Origin of the sequence: Actinomadura latina NBRC 106108, assembly GCF_001552195.1 — a bacterium.
Classification (GTDB): domain Bacteria; phylum Actinomycetota; class Actinomycetes; order Streptosporangiales; family Streptosporangiaceae; genus Spirillospora; species Spirillospora latina.
Genome location: NZ_BCQS01000012.1, coordinates 206,969 through 222,319, shown reverse-complemented (window position 1 = coordinate 222,319; position 15,351 = coordinate 206,969). Strand labels below are relative to the sequence as shown.

The 15,351-nt window shown below is 70.6% G+C and carries 16 protein-coding genes; 3 read left to right on the top strand and 13 right to left on the bottom strand.

Going from position 1 to position 15,351, the window contains the following annotated elements; translation table 11 throughout:
* Positions 1 to 119: 119 nt before the first annotated feature.
* On the top strand, positions 120 to 689 hold the full coding sequence (locus AL2_RS18840) for a hypothetical protein (protein ID WP_067635187.1): 570 nt from the start codon (positions 120 to 122) through the stop codon (positions 687 to 689).
* On the opposite strand, the gene AL2_RS18835 is transcribed toward AL2_RS18840, so the two are convergent.
* Positions 646 to 1,014 carry a DUF1330 domain-containing protein gene (locus AL2_RS18835; protein ID WP_067635186.1) on the bottom strand — a complete coding sequence of 123 codons (369 nt, stop codon included), beginning with the start codon at positions 1,012 to 1,014 and terminating at the stop codon, positions 646 to 648. The two genes, AL2_RS18840 and AL2_RS18835, sit on opposite strands and share 44 nt — an antisense overlap.
* A gap of 57 nt (positions 1,015 to 1,071) precedes the next feature.
* Here AL2_RS18835 and AL2_RS18830 point away from each other — a divergent pair, with 57 nt between their 5' ends.
* Positions 1,072 to 1,581, top strand: coding sequence for an HXXEE domain-containing protein (locus tag AL2_RS18830; protein ID WP_067635185.1), 510 nt, complete (start codon positions 1,072 to 1,074; stop codon positions 1,579 to 1,581).
* A 300-nt stretch (positions 1,582 to 1,881) separates the two neighbouring features.
* Here the strand turns inward: AL2_RS18830 and AL2_RS18825 are convergent, their stop codons facing one another.
* The 3 genes from AL2_RS18825 to AL2_RS18815 form a co-directional block, all read right to left on the bottom strand.
* Entirely contained in the window at positions 1,882 to 3,126 is a 1,245-nt protein-coding gene (locus AL2_RS18825; protein WP_083946656.1) for an HNH endonuclease signature motif containing protein, read from the bottom strand.
* 460 nt (positions 3,127 to 3,586) lie between these two features.
* Positions 3,587 to 4,216: an HNH endonuclease family protein gene (locus AL2_RS18820; protein WP_067635183.1), complete on the bottom strand. Its 630-nt coding sequence runs from the start codon at positions 4,214 to 4,216 to the stop codon at positions 3,587 to 3,589.
* A gap of 288 nt (positions 4,217 to 4,504) precedes the next feature.
* On the bottom strand, positions 4,505 to 5,020 hold the full coding sequence (locus tag AL2_RS18815; RefSeq protein WP_067635182.1) for a MarR family winged helix-turn-helix transcriptional regulator: 516 nt from the start codon (positions 5,018 to 5,020) through the stop codon (positions 4,505 to 4,507).
* A 91-nt stretch (positions 5,021 to 5,111) separates the two neighbouring features.
* Between AL2_RS18815 and AL2_RS18810 the strand changes: the two genes are divergently transcribed.
* Positions 5,112 to 6,350 carry an MFS transporter gene (locus tag AL2_RS18810; protein WP_067635181.1) on the top strand — a complete coding sequence of 413 codons (1,239 nt, stop codon included), beginning with the start codon at positions 5,112 to 5,114 and terminating at the stop codon, positions 6,348 to 6,350.
* Positions 6,351 to 6,406: 56 nt separating this feature from the next.
* On the opposite strand, the gene AL2_RS18805 is transcribed toward AL2_RS18810, so the two are convergent.
* The 9 genes from AL2_RS18805 to AL2_RS18765 all read right to left on the bottom strand — a co-directional run bounded on the left by AL2_RS18805 (position 6,407) and on the right by AL2_RS18765 (position 15,348).
* On the bottom strand, positions 6,407 to 7,195 hold the full coding sequence (locus AL2_RS18805) for a MaoC/PaaZ C-terminal domain-containing protein (RefSeq protein WP_067635180.1): 789 nt from the start codon (positions 7,193 to 7,195) through the stop codon (positions 6,407 to 6,409).
* Positions 7,192 to 8,367, bottom strand: a complete 1,176-nt coding sequence (locus AL2_RS18800; RefSeq protein WP_067635179.1) for a lipid-transfer protein — start codon at positions 8,365 to 8,367, stop codon at positions 7,192 to 7,194. The genes AL2_RS18805 and AL2_RS18800 overlap by 4 nt, the downstream gene beginning before the upstream one ends.
* Entirely contained in the window at positions 8,364 to 8,792 is a 429-nt protein-coding gene (locus AL2_RS18795; protein ID WP_067635178.1) for a MaoC family dehydratase, read from the bottom strand. Before AL2_RS18795 ends, AL2_RS18800 begins: the two co-directional genes overlap by 4 nt.
* Positions 8,789 to 9,859: an acyl-CoA dehydrogenase family protein gene (locus AL2_RS18790; RefSeq protein ID WP_067635177.1), complete on the bottom strand. Its 1,071-nt coding sequence runs from the start codon at positions 9,857 to 9,859 to the stop codon at positions 8,789 to 8,791. The genes AL2_RS18795 and AL2_RS18790 overlap by 4 nt, the downstream gene beginning before the upstream one ends.
* On the bottom strand, positions 9,859 to 10,884 hold the full coding sequence (locus AL2_RS18785; RefSeq protein ID WP_067635176.1) for a bifunctional MaoC family dehydratase N-terminal/OB-fold nucleic acid binding domain-containing protein: 1,026 nt from the start codon (positions 10,882 to 10,884) through the stop codon (positions 9,859 to 9,861). Before AL2_RS18785 ends, AL2_RS18790 begins: the two co-directional genes overlap by 1 nt.
* The gene (locus AL2_RS18780) at positions 10,881 to 12,044 is read right to left on the bottom strand and encodes an acyl-CoA dehydrogenase family protein (protein ID WP_067635175.1); all 1,164 of its coding nucleotides are present in this window, start codon (positions 12,042 to 12,044) and stop codon (positions 10,881 to 10,883) included. Before AL2_RS18780 ends, AL2_RS18785 begins: the two co-directional genes overlap by 4 nt.
* Positions 12,045 to 12,061: 17 nt before the next feature.
* Positions 12,062 to 13,717 (bottom strand): steroid-22-oyl-CoA synthetase, encoded by a 1,656-nt coding sequence (gene casI, locus AL2_RS18775; RefSeq protein ID WP_067635174.1) that lies wholly within the window; start codon positions 13,715 to 13,717, stop codon positions 12,062 to 12,064.
* Positions 13,710 to 14,909 carry an NADH:flavin oxidoreductase gene (locus AL2_RS18770; RefSeq protein ID WP_067635173.1) on the bottom strand — a complete coding sequence of 400 codons (1,200 nt, stop codon included), beginning with the start codon at positions 14,907 to 14,909 and terminating at the stop codon, positions 13,710 to 13,712. The genes casI and AL2_RS18770 overlap by 8 nt, the downstream gene beginning before the upstream one ends.
* An 85-nt stretch (positions 14,910 to 14,994) precedes the next feature.
* Complete coding sequence (locus AL2_RS18765) at positions 14,995 to 15,348, bottom strand: hypothetical protein (protein WP_067635172.1); 354 nt, start codon at positions 15,346 to 15,348, stop codon at positions 14,995 to 14,997.
* Positions 15,349 to 15,351 lie beyond the last annotated feature (3 nt).

Sequence of the window (15,351 nt, the reverse complement as noted above, 5' to 3'; positions counted from 1 at the left end):
CCTCCCCCGGCTGCGCCGCCCGTCGTACGAGCGATGCCGCCGCACAAGGGACGACACGCACCGGACCCGCCCACCATCGTCACGTCCTGACGGATGACACCCGAAAGGACAGGCCAGCCATGGCGACCCAGGAGAAGGACCGCGCCACCCGCCGCCGCCCAGATGCCCGACTCCCCCTCAGCAGGAGATGGCGGAAGACGACACTGATCGTCCACATCGTCTCCGCCGGCGCGTGGATCGGCATCGACGTGATGGTGGCCGTCTTGGTGCTGACCGGACGCTTCGGCACGACCGGCGACGTGCGCGCCCTGGCCTACCAGGCGCTGGCGACCTTCGTCGTGTGGCCGATGCTGACGTCCGGCCTCATATGCCTGCTGACAGGCGTGCTCCTGGGCCTGGGCACACGCTGGGGGCTGCTGCGCTACTGGTGGGTGGCCGTCAAGCTCGTCCTCAACCTCGCCCTATGCACCCTCATCCTGCTGCTACTGCAGCCGGGCATGGACGAAGTCGGCGACTACGGCCGCACACTGACCACCGGCACGCCCGAACCGGCCTTCATCTCGAACCTGTTCTATCCGCCCGCGGTGTCGCTGACGGCCCTGACCTTCGCGACCGTCCTCTCCGTGGCGAAGCCGTGGGGCCGCCTCAGCCGCCGACCTGGACGGTCGCCTGCAGGACGGCTTCGCTGAGCCCCTCCGTCCGGAAATGGGCGACGGCCTGGAAGTCGGGGTCCGCGACCATCTGGCAGAACACCTCGCGGGACGGGTAGCGCACGAGGAGAACAGCGTCCCATGCCTGGCCGTCCTCGGCGACCAGCGCGGTCGAGCCCTTGCCGTAGTAGAGGAGCTCGGCGCCATACCGGGCGAGGACACCCTCACTGAGCACCTTCGAGTACCGCGCGTAGCTGTCCTGCCCGCCCTCTCGGAAGCGCAGCAGATTCAGCATCACCACAGGCCCGCCGGGATCCTCCGCGAGGAACCGCTTCAGCCCTTCACCAGTCGGATCCACCGCCATCGGACACCTCCAGAAGTTGATTCTAGAACGTCCTTCAATCCTGACAGACTGGACGCCATGATGGGAGATACCGGCCTCGGACTGCTGGCCGCGTGGGCACTGCACGACGCGGAAGAACTCGCCGTCGCCCCACGCTGGATCCGGGCGCGGCTACCCGAACTACAGGAACGCTTCCCGAACACCCCAGAACACGTATGGCGGTGGATGGAATCCGTGGACGAACGCGAATTCGCCATCGCCGTCACCCTGATGGGCCTGCTCATCACCGCAGCCGCCTCCGACGGCCGGCGCACCGCCGGACGCTCGGCCGCCTACCAGACCGCCCTGACCGGATTCGGCCTACACGGCCTGGTGCACCTGGGCCAGGCCGCCGCTCTCCGCCAGTACACACCCGGCTCGGTCACCTCGGCACTGATAGTCGTCCCCTACACGCTCTGGGCCCGCAAGCAACTGCGGCGCCGAGGCGCGCTACGCCCAACCCGCCCCCGAGACGCCGCACGTGGCCTGGCGCTGGCCCTGGCAGGAGTAGCAGCCGCTCACACCCTGGCCCACCGCCTCCGCCGATAGCACCTCCCCGGTTGCAGGCCGAGCGGGCGCAGCGCGTCTTCCTGTCGATCAACTACCCACCAAGATCAATTTCCACGCTTGGAGAGATACCCCCTCATAGGGTCGTCGACCAGTTGCCGTACGCGGCGGGCCCGTCCCGCCGCGGGCTGCGAAGTCCGGAATCACATCACCGCGATGACCTGATTGCGCAGGTCAGGAATTGGAGCGGACGCTCTCAGCGGTAGATGGGGCTCGATTTTGTGCAGCGGCAACTGATCCGGACTGCGAACAGGTCCCGCGCGGGTCGAGCCGGGTGATTGGTCAGGCGGCTTGGAGCCAGGGTGGCGGGCGGCCGGGGGCGGCGGTTGTCTCGGCTGCGGGTGGGACGAGGCGGTAGGTGTAGCGGCCGTCGGCGGGGTGTCGGGTGATGTGGACGCGGGTCGGGTTGGCGGCCTTGAATCTGTTGTGCCAGCCGCAGGTGAGGGAGAGCCGGTCGATGTCGGTCGGGGATCCGAGGGCCCAACCTTCCACGTGGTCGACCTCGCAGAGGGTGCCGGGGACTTCGCACCCTTGGACGGCGCAGGTGGGGTTGAGCGCTTCCAGGACGCGGCGTTGGGCGGGGGTGGCGAACCGTTCCGTGCGACCGAGGTAAAGGGGGAGGTTTCCCTTGCCGAGCAGGAGGGGCGAGACACCGGCGTTGAGAGCGATGCGGCGGGCCTGGGCGGCGGGGATCGGTGTGCCGTCGGTCAGCCGTGCGGGCACGCTGCCGCCGGTCAGCGTCTCCAGGTCGCAGATGACGGTGACCTTGGTGGCCTTGTGGCCGCCCGACAGCACCGAGGTGAGCGCGGACGCCGTCCGTTCAGACAGGTCGCGATGGTCGTCGGTCCCGGCGGGTTTGGCCAGCGGCGCGAGCGTCCCTTCCCAGACTGCGGCGTCCTCGGCGTTCAGCCATCCTTCGATGTACCGGCCGCCGTCCAGCGAACGAGTGGAGTCGATCCACGAACGCTCGTAGCCGTGCTTGACGTCCGCCGGGGCCGGGGCGGTGCCGTCACGCTCGGCGATCACGTCCCGGATGCGCTTGCCGAAGGAGGCGACCTTCCCGGCGGAGAACCCTTGGCCGACCATTCCCAGCATGATCTCTTCAGCGGCGGCGCAGTCCGTGTCGTCCAGCCGGGCGACCGCACCGGCGATGGTGGCGGCATAGCCGAGGGAGAGGTCCCCGGCGGCCCAGCGGCTCGACACCTCGGTGAGGCGGGGCCGCTGCCGGGCCAGTGCCAGCCGTTCTCTGGCTCGGGCCTCGCGCATTCCGAGCCGCGAGCGCAGCCACGCCCGGGTGGAGGGGAATCCCCACCGCTGCACTTCCCGGCCAGTGTCGACGACGCCGACAAATCCAGCGAGTGCCGCCTCCTGAATGTCACCGGCGGAGGCGAGGGATTCGGCGAGTTCCATGCAGGACGCCGCCGATTCCGGTGGGGTACGGCGGGCGAGTTCGGCGGCGATCGCAGATGCGGCGTCCACCAATTCTCTTGTGGACGCCGCGTCGAGGTCGACCACGACTGAACTCATGCTTTTATATTACCCGACCAAGGCCACCTTCATCCCTCGGAACATAGACTCCGGCCAACCAATTTACCTCACACGCAATTCACCATATGCCCGACTTGAACGTTTTGGAAAATGCTGACGGCCAATGATTCTTGGACGTGCTGAAATAGCGCTCTTGGAGGGGCGGCCCCGTACGCAGCGCCGCCCCCACCGCACGACCACGAATACTGCCCACACGGACCACGTCGGCCAATCCACGCGATCACGCCGCCGGCCATGGGGTCACGTCCAGCGAATATAGATCATCTACTGAGCAGCAGATATATCCGCGGACGTTCCCCCATCTCCGACTAAGCGTGATCACTTCTGGACTACCGCTTGGACTACCGGTGTTCCATGGAAGAGCCGAGCGCTTCCTTATGTCGTGTCCCGACAATACGTGGTCGCTCTCGGACTACTGGTGGTCCGGTATGAGCCTGGCTCAGCAGGTGGCGAGCATTGAGTTGAGGGCGCTCTTTTCGGCGCTGTCGACGGTGAGGCCGTAGTACCACTTCACCTGGATCCAGGCACGGGCGTAGGTGCAGCGGAACGCGCTGCGCGGCGGCTGCCATTCCGCCGGGTCCTTGTCGCTCTTGGACTGGTTCACGTTGTCGGTGACGGCCCACAGCTCGGGGCCGCCGAGGTCGTTGGCGTAGGTCTGGCGGCGGGAGGTCGTCCAGGCCCAGGCGCCGGACGCCCACGCCTCGGCGAGCGGCACCATGTGGTCGATGTCCAGGTCGGACGCGGCGGTCCAGGTCGCGCCGTCGTAGGGCGAGTACCAGCGGCCGGACGTGGCGGCGCAGGACGAGTTGGTGACGACGCTCGTCCCGTCCCGCTTGAGGACGGTCTCGCGGGTGTTGCACGCACCGGAGATGGTGATCCAGTGCGGGAACAGGTCGCGGTCGTAGGTGCTGCCGTGCGATTCGGCGGCGACGGTGAGGGCGGCCAGGCGGCTCGCGGCCGTGGCGGCGGACGGGATGTTGGGCGGGGTCGCGGACGCCGGCGCGTCCAGGACGCCGATCAGCGCCGCGCCCAGGACGGCCGGTAGCAGGAACAAAAGCAGGCGTCGCATCGGGGGAGCCCTTCCGCGGCCGTTCCCGGCCAGGGCGGGGGGCGCCCCGAGGGGGATCGGAAACGGCGGCACTGCGACGGTGACATTTCCGGCAAATATGAAGAAACGTCACGCATTGCCCAGGCGTGGGCTCGCCCTTGGTCGGATGCTGCCGTACGTTCCCGGCCATATGCCGCATGACCTGCGGCGTCACCGGCGTCGGCGGGCGCCGCGCCTCCCCCGCTTGGACACCGCCCCCGGTTCGTCCGGCAAGCCCGGGACCCTCCAAGGGGCAAGGACCGTGCGAGGCTAGGGAGCGGTCGGGGAGGTTGCTTCGTCGCCGAGGCTCAGTAGGAGGGTGCGGAGGGTCGCGGCGAGGTCGTCCTGCTGGCCTTGGTCGAGTGCGGCGAGGATGCGGCGCTCGTTGTCCACGTGGGCGGCTACGGCGCGGTCGATGAGTTCGCGGCCGGCGGGGGTGAGGGCGACGATGACGGTCCGCCGGTTGGCGGGGTCGAGGTCGCGCGTGACGTAGCCCTTCGCGACGAGCCGGTCGAGCCGGTTGGTGACGGCGCCCGAGGTCACCATCGAGGAGCGGGCCAGCATGCCCGCGGTCATGCCGCCGGACGGGGCGGCACGCCTGAGTGTGGCGAGGACGTCGAACTCGCCTCTCTCCAGCCCGAACTCGTTGAAGAGGTTCTTCAGTTCGCGCTCGGCGATCCGGGTCACCCGGGAGAGGCGGCCGAGGACCCGCATCGGGGACGCGTCGAGGTCCGGCCGGGCGCGGGCCCACTGCTCCAGCACGACGTCGACGGCATCACGTGCCACGCGGACTCCTCAGCGTTGAACTGTTTGACATCAAGGTATCAGCCGACCTACCGTCATCAGCATTGAACATTTCAACGTTGAAAGGTGACCGATGATCGAACGCGAGGAAGCATCGCACTCGCCGCTGCGCGGATGGCTGGGGGTCGCGGCCATCACCGCCAGCCTGTTCGTCTTCCTTACGACGGAGCTGATGCCCATCGGCCTGCTCACCCCGCTGAGCACGAGCCTGGACATCTCCGTGGGAGTCGCCGCGCTGATGGTCACCCTGTACGGAGTCTCGGCAGGACTGGGCGTCACGTTCATCGTGGCGTGGACGCGGCGGGTCAACCGGCGCGTGCTGCTGTCCGCGCTGCTGGCCGTACTGGCGCTGGGGAACCTGGTCACGGCCGTCTCACCGAACTATCCGGTGGTCCTGGCGACGCGGCTCACCATGGGATTCGCCAGCGGAGTGTTCTGGGCCATCGGCGTGAGCATGGCGGTCCGCCTCGTCCCGGAACGCTACGCGAGCCGGGCCGCCGCGACCGTGATGTCCGGCATCTCGATCGCCACGGTGGTGGGCATACCGCTGGGGACGGTCCTGGAGGACCTCACCGGCTGGCGGGCCACGTTCCTCATCTGGGCCGGCCTCAGCCTGCTGGTGCTCCTGACGGTCGCCGCCGCGGTCCCCTCACTGCCTTCGCAGAACGCCGTCTCGGTCCGCGCGGTCTTCGGGCTCCCGGTGCGGAACGTGCCGCTCCGCTCGGTGCTGATCATCGTCGTGCTCTTCGTGCTCGGCCACTTCGGGGCCTACACGTTCGTGCGGCCGTTCCTGGAGGAGAACGCGTCCGCCTCATCCGCCTTCATCACCGTGGTGCTGATCATCTTCGGCGTCGGGGGCGCCGTCGGGAACTTCGTCGCCGGGTACACGGTGAACCGAAGCCTGCGGGGCAGCTACATCGTCGGCTGCCTGGGTCTCGTAGCCGCCCTGTCGCTGCTGCTCGCGATCGGCGGCGGACGGGCCGGCGCGATCGCCGCGCTGGTGCTCTGGGGCCTGTCCTTCGGCGTCGTCCAGCTGTCCCAGGTCAACATGACGCTCGCCGCCGCGCCCGACACGTTCGAAGCCGCGATGTCGCTCAACACGATGGCGTACAACACGTCGATCGCGCTGGGAGCGCTCTTCGGCGGGCTGCTCGCCGACCATTCGGGCGTCACGAGCGTGGTGTGGTTCGGGGTCGCGCTCACGGCGGCCTCGCTGCTCGTCATGCTCGGCACCGGCGGGAAGGCCCGGCGCACCCGGTCGGCCGGTGCGCCGGCCGATGAAACGGTCCCGGCCGCCGGCGCCGGCACATGACTCTGGACGCCGACGGGACGCGCGCCGATCGTGAGAAGGGCCGCACCGGCGGCCGGTCAGGCGAAGCGGACGCGCCCCGCTGAGATGACCGTCCGGTCGTCCGCCGCGGCCTCGAAGAGCACCGCCGCGTCGTCCTTCCAGGTCTCGACACGGAGTCCGTCGCCGGGAAAGACCGGAGCGGCGAAGCGGCCTTCCAGCTCCTGCAGGTCGGCCGGGTGGGCGCCGAGCGACGCGGCCAGCGGAAGCGTGATGGCGGCCAGCGTGCACAGGCCGTGCATGATGGGGCGCGGCATCCCGGCCGCCTTCGCCGCTCCCGGGTCGATGTGCAGGTGGTGGCGGTCGCCGAGGAGGCGGTAGAGGGCCGCCTGGTTGGCGGCGGTCCGCACGGCCAGCGCTCCGGAGGGGGCGGCGTCGGGACGCCGGCGGGCGGACGGGCCCCGCTCGCCGCCGAAGCCGCCGCAGCCCGGGGCGAAGATCGACCAGGTGGCTTCGAAGTACTCGCTTTCCACCGCCACGTCGAAGACCGCCGCCGAGCCCTTGTCCCAGACCTCGGCCACGCGCGCCGCCATCTCCACGGCACCCGAGCGCGGAAGGGGATTCCGGACGCGGAGACGCTGCGTCCCGTGAACGGCCGTCCGCACATCGAAAGCACCGGCCGAACCCAGCACGTCCGGCGCCCATTGGGCGAGCGTCAGCGCGAACGCGGGAAGGACGCGAAGGCGCTCTTCGAACACCAGGTCCAGGTCGGACGCGTCAGCGCCGACCGCGAGCGCATAAAGGATGGCCTGCGTTTCGTCGTAGGTGACGGTCCTGGTGCCGAGGTCCCGCCCGCGCCACTCGCTCACGTGTCCGCCCCCAGGACGAGCCCGCTGGTCGGGACGCCGGTCCCGGCGGTGACCAGCACGTTGTGGACGTCCCCCGGCTGGTTCGGCGACGTGCCGCGCAGCAGGCGCACCGCTTCCGCGATTCCGTTCATGCCGTGGATGTACGCCTCCCCGAGCTGCCCGCCGTGGGTGTTGAACGGGAGCCGGCCGCCGTGTTCGAGATTGCCGTCCGCGACGAAGTCCTTGGCCTCACCCTTGGCGCAGAAGCCCAGCTCTTCAAGCTGAGGCAGCACCAGCGGCGTGAAGTGGTCGTACAGAATGGCGGCCTGCACATCGGCCGGCGTCAACCGCGACTGCGCGTACAGCTGCCGTCCCACCAGCCCCATTTCGGGGATGCCGGTGATCTCGGAGCGGTAGTAGCTCGTCATCATGTGCTGGTCGTTGCCGGACCCCTGCGCCGCACCCCAGATCAGAGCCGGACGGTGCGGCAGGTCGCGGGCGCGCTCGGCGGAGACGACCACGAGAGCCTGGCCGCCGTCGCTCTCCTGGCAGCAGTCCAGCAGCCGGAGCGGCTCGGCGATCCAGCGGGACGCCTGGTGGTCCGCCAGCGTGATCGGACGCCCGTAGAACCACGCGGCCGGGTTCTTCGCGGCGTGCGCCCGGTCGACGACGGCGATGCGGCCGAAGTCCTCGCTGGTCGCGCCGTACTCGTGCATGTAGCGGCGGGCGAACATGGCGACCCACTGGGCGGGGGTCGACAGCCCGAACGGGTTCATCCACGCGTACGCGGCGCTGTCGGCGCTGACGTCCATCGGGCGGTCCGCCTGGCCGAGGCCGTACCGCGTCCCGGACCGCTCGTTGAACGCCCGGTAGCAGACCACGACGTCGGCGACGCCGGTCGCGACGGCCATCGCCGCCTGCTGGACGGTGCCGCAGGCGGCGCCGCCGCCGTGCCCGACACGGGAGAAGAACTTCAGCTCGCCGATGCCGAGGTTGCGGGCGATGTGGATCTCGGAGCTGGTGTCGGCGGTGAACGTCACCATCCCGTCCACGTCGGACGGCTGCAGCCCGGCGTCGGTGATCGCGGCCAGCACCGCCTCGCAGGCGAGCCGCAGTTCGCTGCGGCCGGACTCCTTGGAGAACTCCGTGGCGCCGATCCCGGCGATCGCGGCGGCCCCTGGCAGCACGCTCATGCGTCACTCCCCTGCGCTGGAACGACGGGCAGTTGGACGACGACCGTCCCGGTCACGTGCGGGCCGATCTCGTTCACGCCGCGCACCTTGATCTCGACGCGGCCGCCGTCCCGCTTCTCCGCGACGGTGCCGGTCAGGACCATGGTGTCGCCCGGGTAGTTGGGCGCGCCGAGCCGGATCTTGATGGCCTTCACGACGGCGGCGGGCCCGGCCCAGCCCGTCACGTACCGCTCGACGAGCCCGTTGGTCGTCAGGATGTTCATGAAGACGTCCTTGGAGCCGCGCTCGACGGCGAGCGCCGGGTCGTGGTGGACGTCCTGGTAGTCGCGGCTCGCGAGCGCGGTCGCGACGATCATCGTGCGGGTCAGCGGGATGCTCAGCTCCGGGAGCTCCTCCCCCACCGCCACGTCCTGGAACCGCTTCACAGCGCGGCTCCCAGCAGGTCGAGGTCGTACGACGCGCCGCCGAGCGTCCCGGCGAGCTGCTTGCCCCACAGGAAGTGGCGGTGCACCGGGTAGTCGACGTCCACGCCGATGCCGCCGTGCAGGTGCTGGACGCGGTGGACGACGTTCAGCCCGCCCTCGTCCGACCACCACTTGGCGACGAGGACGGCGGTCTCGGCGTCCTCCCCGGCGGCGACCAGCGAGACGGCGTGCCAGAGGCAGACGCGGAGCGCGTCGATCTCGATGTAGCAGTCGGCGAGCTGGTGCTGCGCGGCCTGGAACGTGGCGAGCGGCCGGCCGAACTGCTCGCGTCCGGCCAGGTAGCCGGCGGCCATGCGCAGCGCGCCGTCGGCCACGCCGACCTGGACGGCGGCGAGCGACACGCGCACCGTCCGCAGCAGCGCGTCCAGGGCGCCGGAAGCAAGGGCCTGCGCGGGGGCGCCGTCGAGGGTGAGGTGCCCGGCGACGTCGCGGCTCGTCGTTTCGGCGCGCTCCCAGGAACCGGCGGACGTCTCGACCAGGAACAGCCCGGGCCCGTCGGCCGACGAGGCCGACACGAGCACGTGGCTCGTCCCGAACGGCGTGGGAACGACCGCCTTGGTGCCGGTCAGCAGCCAGCCGTCCCCGTCCCGCGCGGCGGTGCAGCGCGGCGACGCCGGGTCGGACGGCCCGAACTCCTCCAGCGCGACCGTCAGCCGCGCCGACCCGTCCAGAACGGACGGCACGATCTCCTGCTGCGCACCCGACCCGTGCGAGGCGAGCGTCAACGCGGCCGCGACGGCGGGCCAGACCGGGACGGGCGCGACGGTGCGCCCCTGCTCCTCCAGCAGGACGGCGAGCCCGGCGATGCCGAGGTCCGCCCCGCCGGCCGCCTCCGGCAGCGCGACGCCGAGCAGGCCGGTCTCCGCGAGTTCCGTCCACAGGCTCTCGTCGAAGCCGTGCCGGGACTCCTCCGCGGCCTTGATCCGCGCCTGCGCGGCCCGGTCGGCGAAGACCTGCCGGGCCAGGTCCCGGACGGCCTCCAGCTCCTCTCCCAGGGTGAAGTCCATCAGCGCTCCTCAACGTCTGCGCCCGCCGGGCGGGACGCCGGCGGGGACGGGGCCGGGCGGAAGGCCGGCAGGGACAGGTCGGGGTCGGGGTCGATCCAGTCGAGGACGACGGGCATGCCGACCTCGACGTCCGCGGGCTCGACCCCGGTCATGTTGCTGATCAGCCGGGTCCCCTCGGCGAGCTCGATCACCGCGATGACCAGCGGGTAGTCGAACGCCGGGTGGCGCGGGTGGTGGGCGATCACGTAGCTGTAGACGTGGCCGTCGCCCTGCGCCTCGACGGTGTCCCACTCGAACGAGCCGCACTGCGGGCAGCACGGGCCGGGCGGGTGCCGCAGCGACTTGCACTCGGCGCACCGCTGGATGACGAGCTTGTGCTCGCGCGCCGCCTCGAACCAGAACGCGTTGTCGGGGTTGACCGGCGGGCGCGGCCGCAGCGGCCTGGGCTCCGGCTTCGCGGCGGGACGGAAGCGCAGCAGCCGCCAGCGCTGTGTCGCGACGACCTCGCCGGACGCGTCCCGGTACGTCCGGACCGTGGAGATGAAGCGTCCCGCGCCGAGCCCGGTCTTCTTCTCCGGGGAGATCGCCTCGACGACCTCCTCGACGCTGACCTGGTCGCCCGGCACCAGCTCGCGCTCGAACGCGAACTCCGAGTCGGTGGCGACGACGGAGGTGTAGCCGCCGTCGGCGAGCAGCGCGGTCAGCTCGTCGGAACCGGTCGGCGCCGGGTCCGGGCGGACGGACGCCGCGTAGCCGCGCATCGTCCACGCCTGCACCATCGACGCGGGCGCCACGACGCCGTCGCGTCCGGCCTCGCGGGCGGCGGATTCGTCCAGGTAGACGGGATTGCCGTCCTCCATCGCCTCGACCCAGTGCCGGATCATGGGGACGTTCACCGGGTCCTGCCCGAAGCGGCGGGTCAGCAGCTCACGCCCGACCCACGCCTGGAGCCTGTCCTCATAGTCGTTCGTCACCGTGTCGCCGTTCGTCACCGTGTCGCCGTTCGTCACCGTGTCGCCGCTCATGACCGCTTCATCCTCGGCAGACCCAATCCCTGGACGGCGACCATGTCGCGCAGCACCTCGTTGACGCCGCCGCCGAACGTGTTGACGATGCCCTGCCGGGACAGCTGCTCGATCTGCCCGTACAGCACCGCCCCCGGCGATTCGGGACGGATCCGGCCGGCCGCCCCCAGCACCCCGGTCAGCGTCCGCTGGACGAAGATGTGCGTCTCCGTCCCGTACGCCTTCGCCGCCCCGGCCTGCGCGCCCGTCAGCGTCCCGGCGTCGACGGCCATGGTCATCTTCCAGTTCATCAGCCGCATCGCCTCAAGCCGCGCGTACGTGCGGGCGAGGTCGGCGCGCACCCACGGCAGGTCGATCAGGCCGTTCTCGCGGGCCCAGTCCCGGACGTCCTCCCACAGCCGGATCATCCGGCCGCCGAGCGCGGCGAGGCCGATGCGCTCGTGGTTGAGCTGGGTGGTGATGAGGCTCCAGCCGCCGTCGACGTCCCCGACGACCGACGACGCGGGCACCCGGAGGCCGTTGTAGTACGTCGACGTCACGACCATCCCGCCGACCGTCGGGATCGGGCTCCAGGAGAACCCGTCCGCGTCGGTCGGCACGATCAGGATCGAGATGCCCTTGTGCTTCGGCGCGTCCGGGTTGGTCCTCGCCGCGAGCCAGATGTGGTCGGCGGTGTTGGCGCCGCTCGTGAACACCTTGCTGCCGTCGATGACGAACTCGTCGCCGTCCCGGACGGCCCTGGTCCGCAGCGACGCGAGGTCGGTGCCGGCGTCGGGCTCGGTGTAGCCGATCGCGAACACGATGTCGCCCGAGAGGATGCCGGGGAGGTACTTCTTCTTCTGCTCGTCCGTCCCGAAGCGCATCAGCGTCGGGCCGACCGTGTTCACCGTCACGAACGGGAACGGCAGCCCGGCCCGCTGCACCTCGTCGAAGAACACGTACTGCTCGGCGATCGACCTGCCCTGGCCGCCGTACTCCTCCGGCCAGCCGTAGCCGAGCCAGCCGTCGTTGCCGAGCATCTTGACGATCTCGCGGAACCGGTCGCCGCCGACGCCCTGCTCGCCGGCGCGGCGCCGCACGTCCTCGGGCAGCAGGCCCGCGAAGTACGCCCTCAGTTCCGCGCGCAACTCGCGATGCGCGTCGGACTCACGCAGATCCATACCTGCCCCTTCTCAGTTCATGGGAGGAAGCGCCGGCGGCCGGCGGCGGCGAACTCCGCGCGAAGCGCCGCCTTGTCCGACTCGGTCATCAGGACGTACTCGGGCGTCCCCCGGCCCCGCCACCAGTACACGGGGTCGCCGGTGCGCCAGCCGTCGAGCTGGAGCTCCTTCTTCTTGAGCTTGCCCGAACCGGTCGTCGGCAGCGCGTGCGAGACGCGGACGAACCTGGGCGCACCCTTGGTGCCGAGGTCGTCCTGCCGGGCCAGGAACGCCCCGAGGTCCAGGTCGCCGAACTCGACGCCCTCGGGGATCTCGATGGCCGCCATGACCTGGTCGCCGGAGCGCGGGTCGGGGACGCCGAACGCGACCGCGTCCACGATCCTCGGGTGGCGCCGGACGACGTTCTGGGTGAGCAGCGCCGAGATGTTCTCCGAGTCGACCCGGATCCAGTCACCGGACCGGCCGGCGAAGTACAGGAACCCGTCGCCGTCGACATAGCCGAGGTCGCCGGTCCAGTACCAGCCGTGCCGCACCCGCTCGGCGTCCGCCTCCGGGTTCTTGTAGTAGCCCTCGAACTTCGCGGCGCCGTGCACGTCGACGATCTCGCCGACGGCGGCCTCGGCGTTGGTGACGCGTCCGTGCTCGTCCAGGATCGCGGGTGCGCACGTCTCGCGCGTCTCCGGGTTCACGATCCGGACGCCGTCGTGGGCGGGGCGCCCGAACGCGGTCGGCGGCGCGGCCGGATCCCGCTTGATCATGCCGGCGCTCTCGCTGGAGCCGTAGCCCTCGACCAGGGTCGCGCCGAACCGGCGCAGGAACTCGGCCTTGTCCTCGGGGGACGCCTCGGTGCCGAACCCGTGCGTGAGCGTGTTGTCGCCGTCGTCCGGCTTCTCGGGGGTGGCGAGGACGTACCCGATCGCCTTGCCGACGTAGGTGAAGAACGTCGCCCCGTAGAACCGGACGTCCGGCAGGAACCCGGACGCGGAGAACTTCGGCGCCAGCGCCACCGCCGCGCCGGCCGCCAGAGACGGCGCCCACAGCGCCATCAGCGCGTTGCCGTGGAACAGCGGCATCGAGCAGTAGCTGATGTCGTCGCGCTTGATGTCGTACTTGGCGCTGTTGTTGCGGCCCAGCTCGGCGAGCCGCCCCTGCGAGCAGCGCGCCGCCTTGGACGCCCCCGTCGTCCCTGACGTGAACAGCAGCAGCATCTGCGTCGCCGGGGTGACCGACGCGTCGGCCGCGGGTTCGCAGGCGTGGGACGAGACGAGCGCGGGGTACCCGGCGGAGTCGATCAGCAGGAAACGATCGCGCGGGACGCCGATGTCGAGACCGTCCAGCAGCTTCGCCCCGGCCTCATCGGTGATCAGCAGCTGGAGGTCGGTGTGCCGGACCTCCTGCTCCAGGTAGGCGCCGGTCCGCGTCGAGTTGATGCCGACGATCGTCGCGCCGCTCAGCGCCGCCGCGCCCAGCCACAGGACGTACTCGGGGACGTTCTCCAGCAGCACGCCGATGTGGAACGGCCCCTCCCGGCGCAGCTCACGCGCCAGCGACGCACGCGCCGCGCTCTCCCGGACGACCTCGTCCCACGTCCACGTCCGGTCGCGGCTGCGCAGGCCGGGCCGGGCGTCGCCCAGCCGAGCCAGCAGCAGCCCCGCGATCGTCTCGTCACGCACTCGGGCTTCCCCAGGCCGGCTCGGTGGACAGGACGCAGTGGGTGCCGCCGTAGATCGCGGTCATGCACTTGTTGCAGTGGATGCACAGCGACTCGGTGGCGGGGTCGTCCTTGATCCGGTTGATCAGGTCGGGCTCGCGCAGCAGGGCGCGGGCCATCGCGACGAACTCGAAGCCCGCCCCCATGGCCCTGTCCATGCCGGCCTTGTCGGTGACGCCGCCGAGCAGGATCATCGGCAGCTTCACCGCGGCGCGGATCTGCCGCGCGTCCTTGAGCAGGTAGAGGTCCTCGTAGGGGTAGGACTTCAGGAAGTGCTTGCCGACGAGCTTGATCCCGAGCTTGGTCGGCTGCTTCATGACGGCCGCGAACTCGTGCAGCGGCGCGTCACCCTTGAACAGGTACATGGGGTTGAGCAGGGAGCTCCCGGCGGTCATCTGGAGGGCGTCGACGGAGCCGTCGGCCTCCAGCCACCGCGCGACCTGGATCGCCTCGTCGATCCAGAACCCGCCGGGCACGCCGTCGTCCATGTTCAGCTTCGCGGTGACCGCGATGCGGTCGCCGACGGCGTCGCGGACGGCGCGGCCGATGTCGCGCGCCAGCCGGGCGCGGTTCTCCAGCGAGCCGCCGTACTCGTCGTCACGGTGGTTGATCTTGGGGCTGAGGAACGAGCTCGTCAGGTAGTTGTGCCCCATGTGGATCTCGATCGAGTCGAAACCCGCCTCGATCGCCATCTTCCCGGCCTGGCCGTGCTGCTCGACGACGCGCTCCAGGTCCGCGTGCGTGGCGGCCCTCGCGACGGTCTGCGTGGTCAGGTGGAAGTGGCGGCTGGGCGCGAGCGCGGGCAGCTTGTTGCTCTTGGGGTTGGCGACCGGGCCGGCGTGCCCGATCTGCGCCTGGACGGCCGCCCCCTCGGCGTGCACGGCGTCGGTCAGCTTGCGCAGGCCGGCCATCGCCTCGTCCCGCCAGTAGATCTGCCTGCGGTCGGTGCGCCCCTCCGGCGCGACCGCGCAGTACGCGACGGTCGTCATCCCGACGCCGCCGCGCGCGTGCCGGACGTGGAAGTCGATCAGCGCGTCGGTGACCTGGCCGTCCTTGGTCAGGCCCTCGTACGTCGCGGCCTTGACGATGCGGTTCCGCAGCGTGACGGGCCCCAGCTTGGCGGGAGCGAACACGTCGGGCGTCGGGTCGTTCATGCAGAGTCCTCCATCCGGTTAGACGTTAATCAGCGGGATGTCCGGGCACTCCGGACATCCCGCTGACCGGGAGCGTCGACGCGCCCTAGGCGTCCTTGCGCAGCGCGGCGGCGATCTGGTCGGCCTGCGCCTGCTGCTCGACGAGCTGGCGCAGCAGCCACAGCCGCAGGACGCGGGTGACGGCGGCGGCCAGGTACAGGGCCGCGCCGAGGACGGTCAGCGCCAGGAACCCGACGGCGAGCGTCTGCAGCGAGCCCACGTCCCGCATGTCGTCCTTGGCGAGCGAGACGTTGTAGGCGGCGAAGACGCCCACGACGCCGGCGACCATCGCGACGAGGCCGACAATGCGGAGCGCCCCGTCGAACCGGGACTGGTCGGTCTTCAGCTTCTGCTTCGCCACGTCGTCCTTGAACTGCTGGCGCCGTTCCTCGGTGAGCATGAT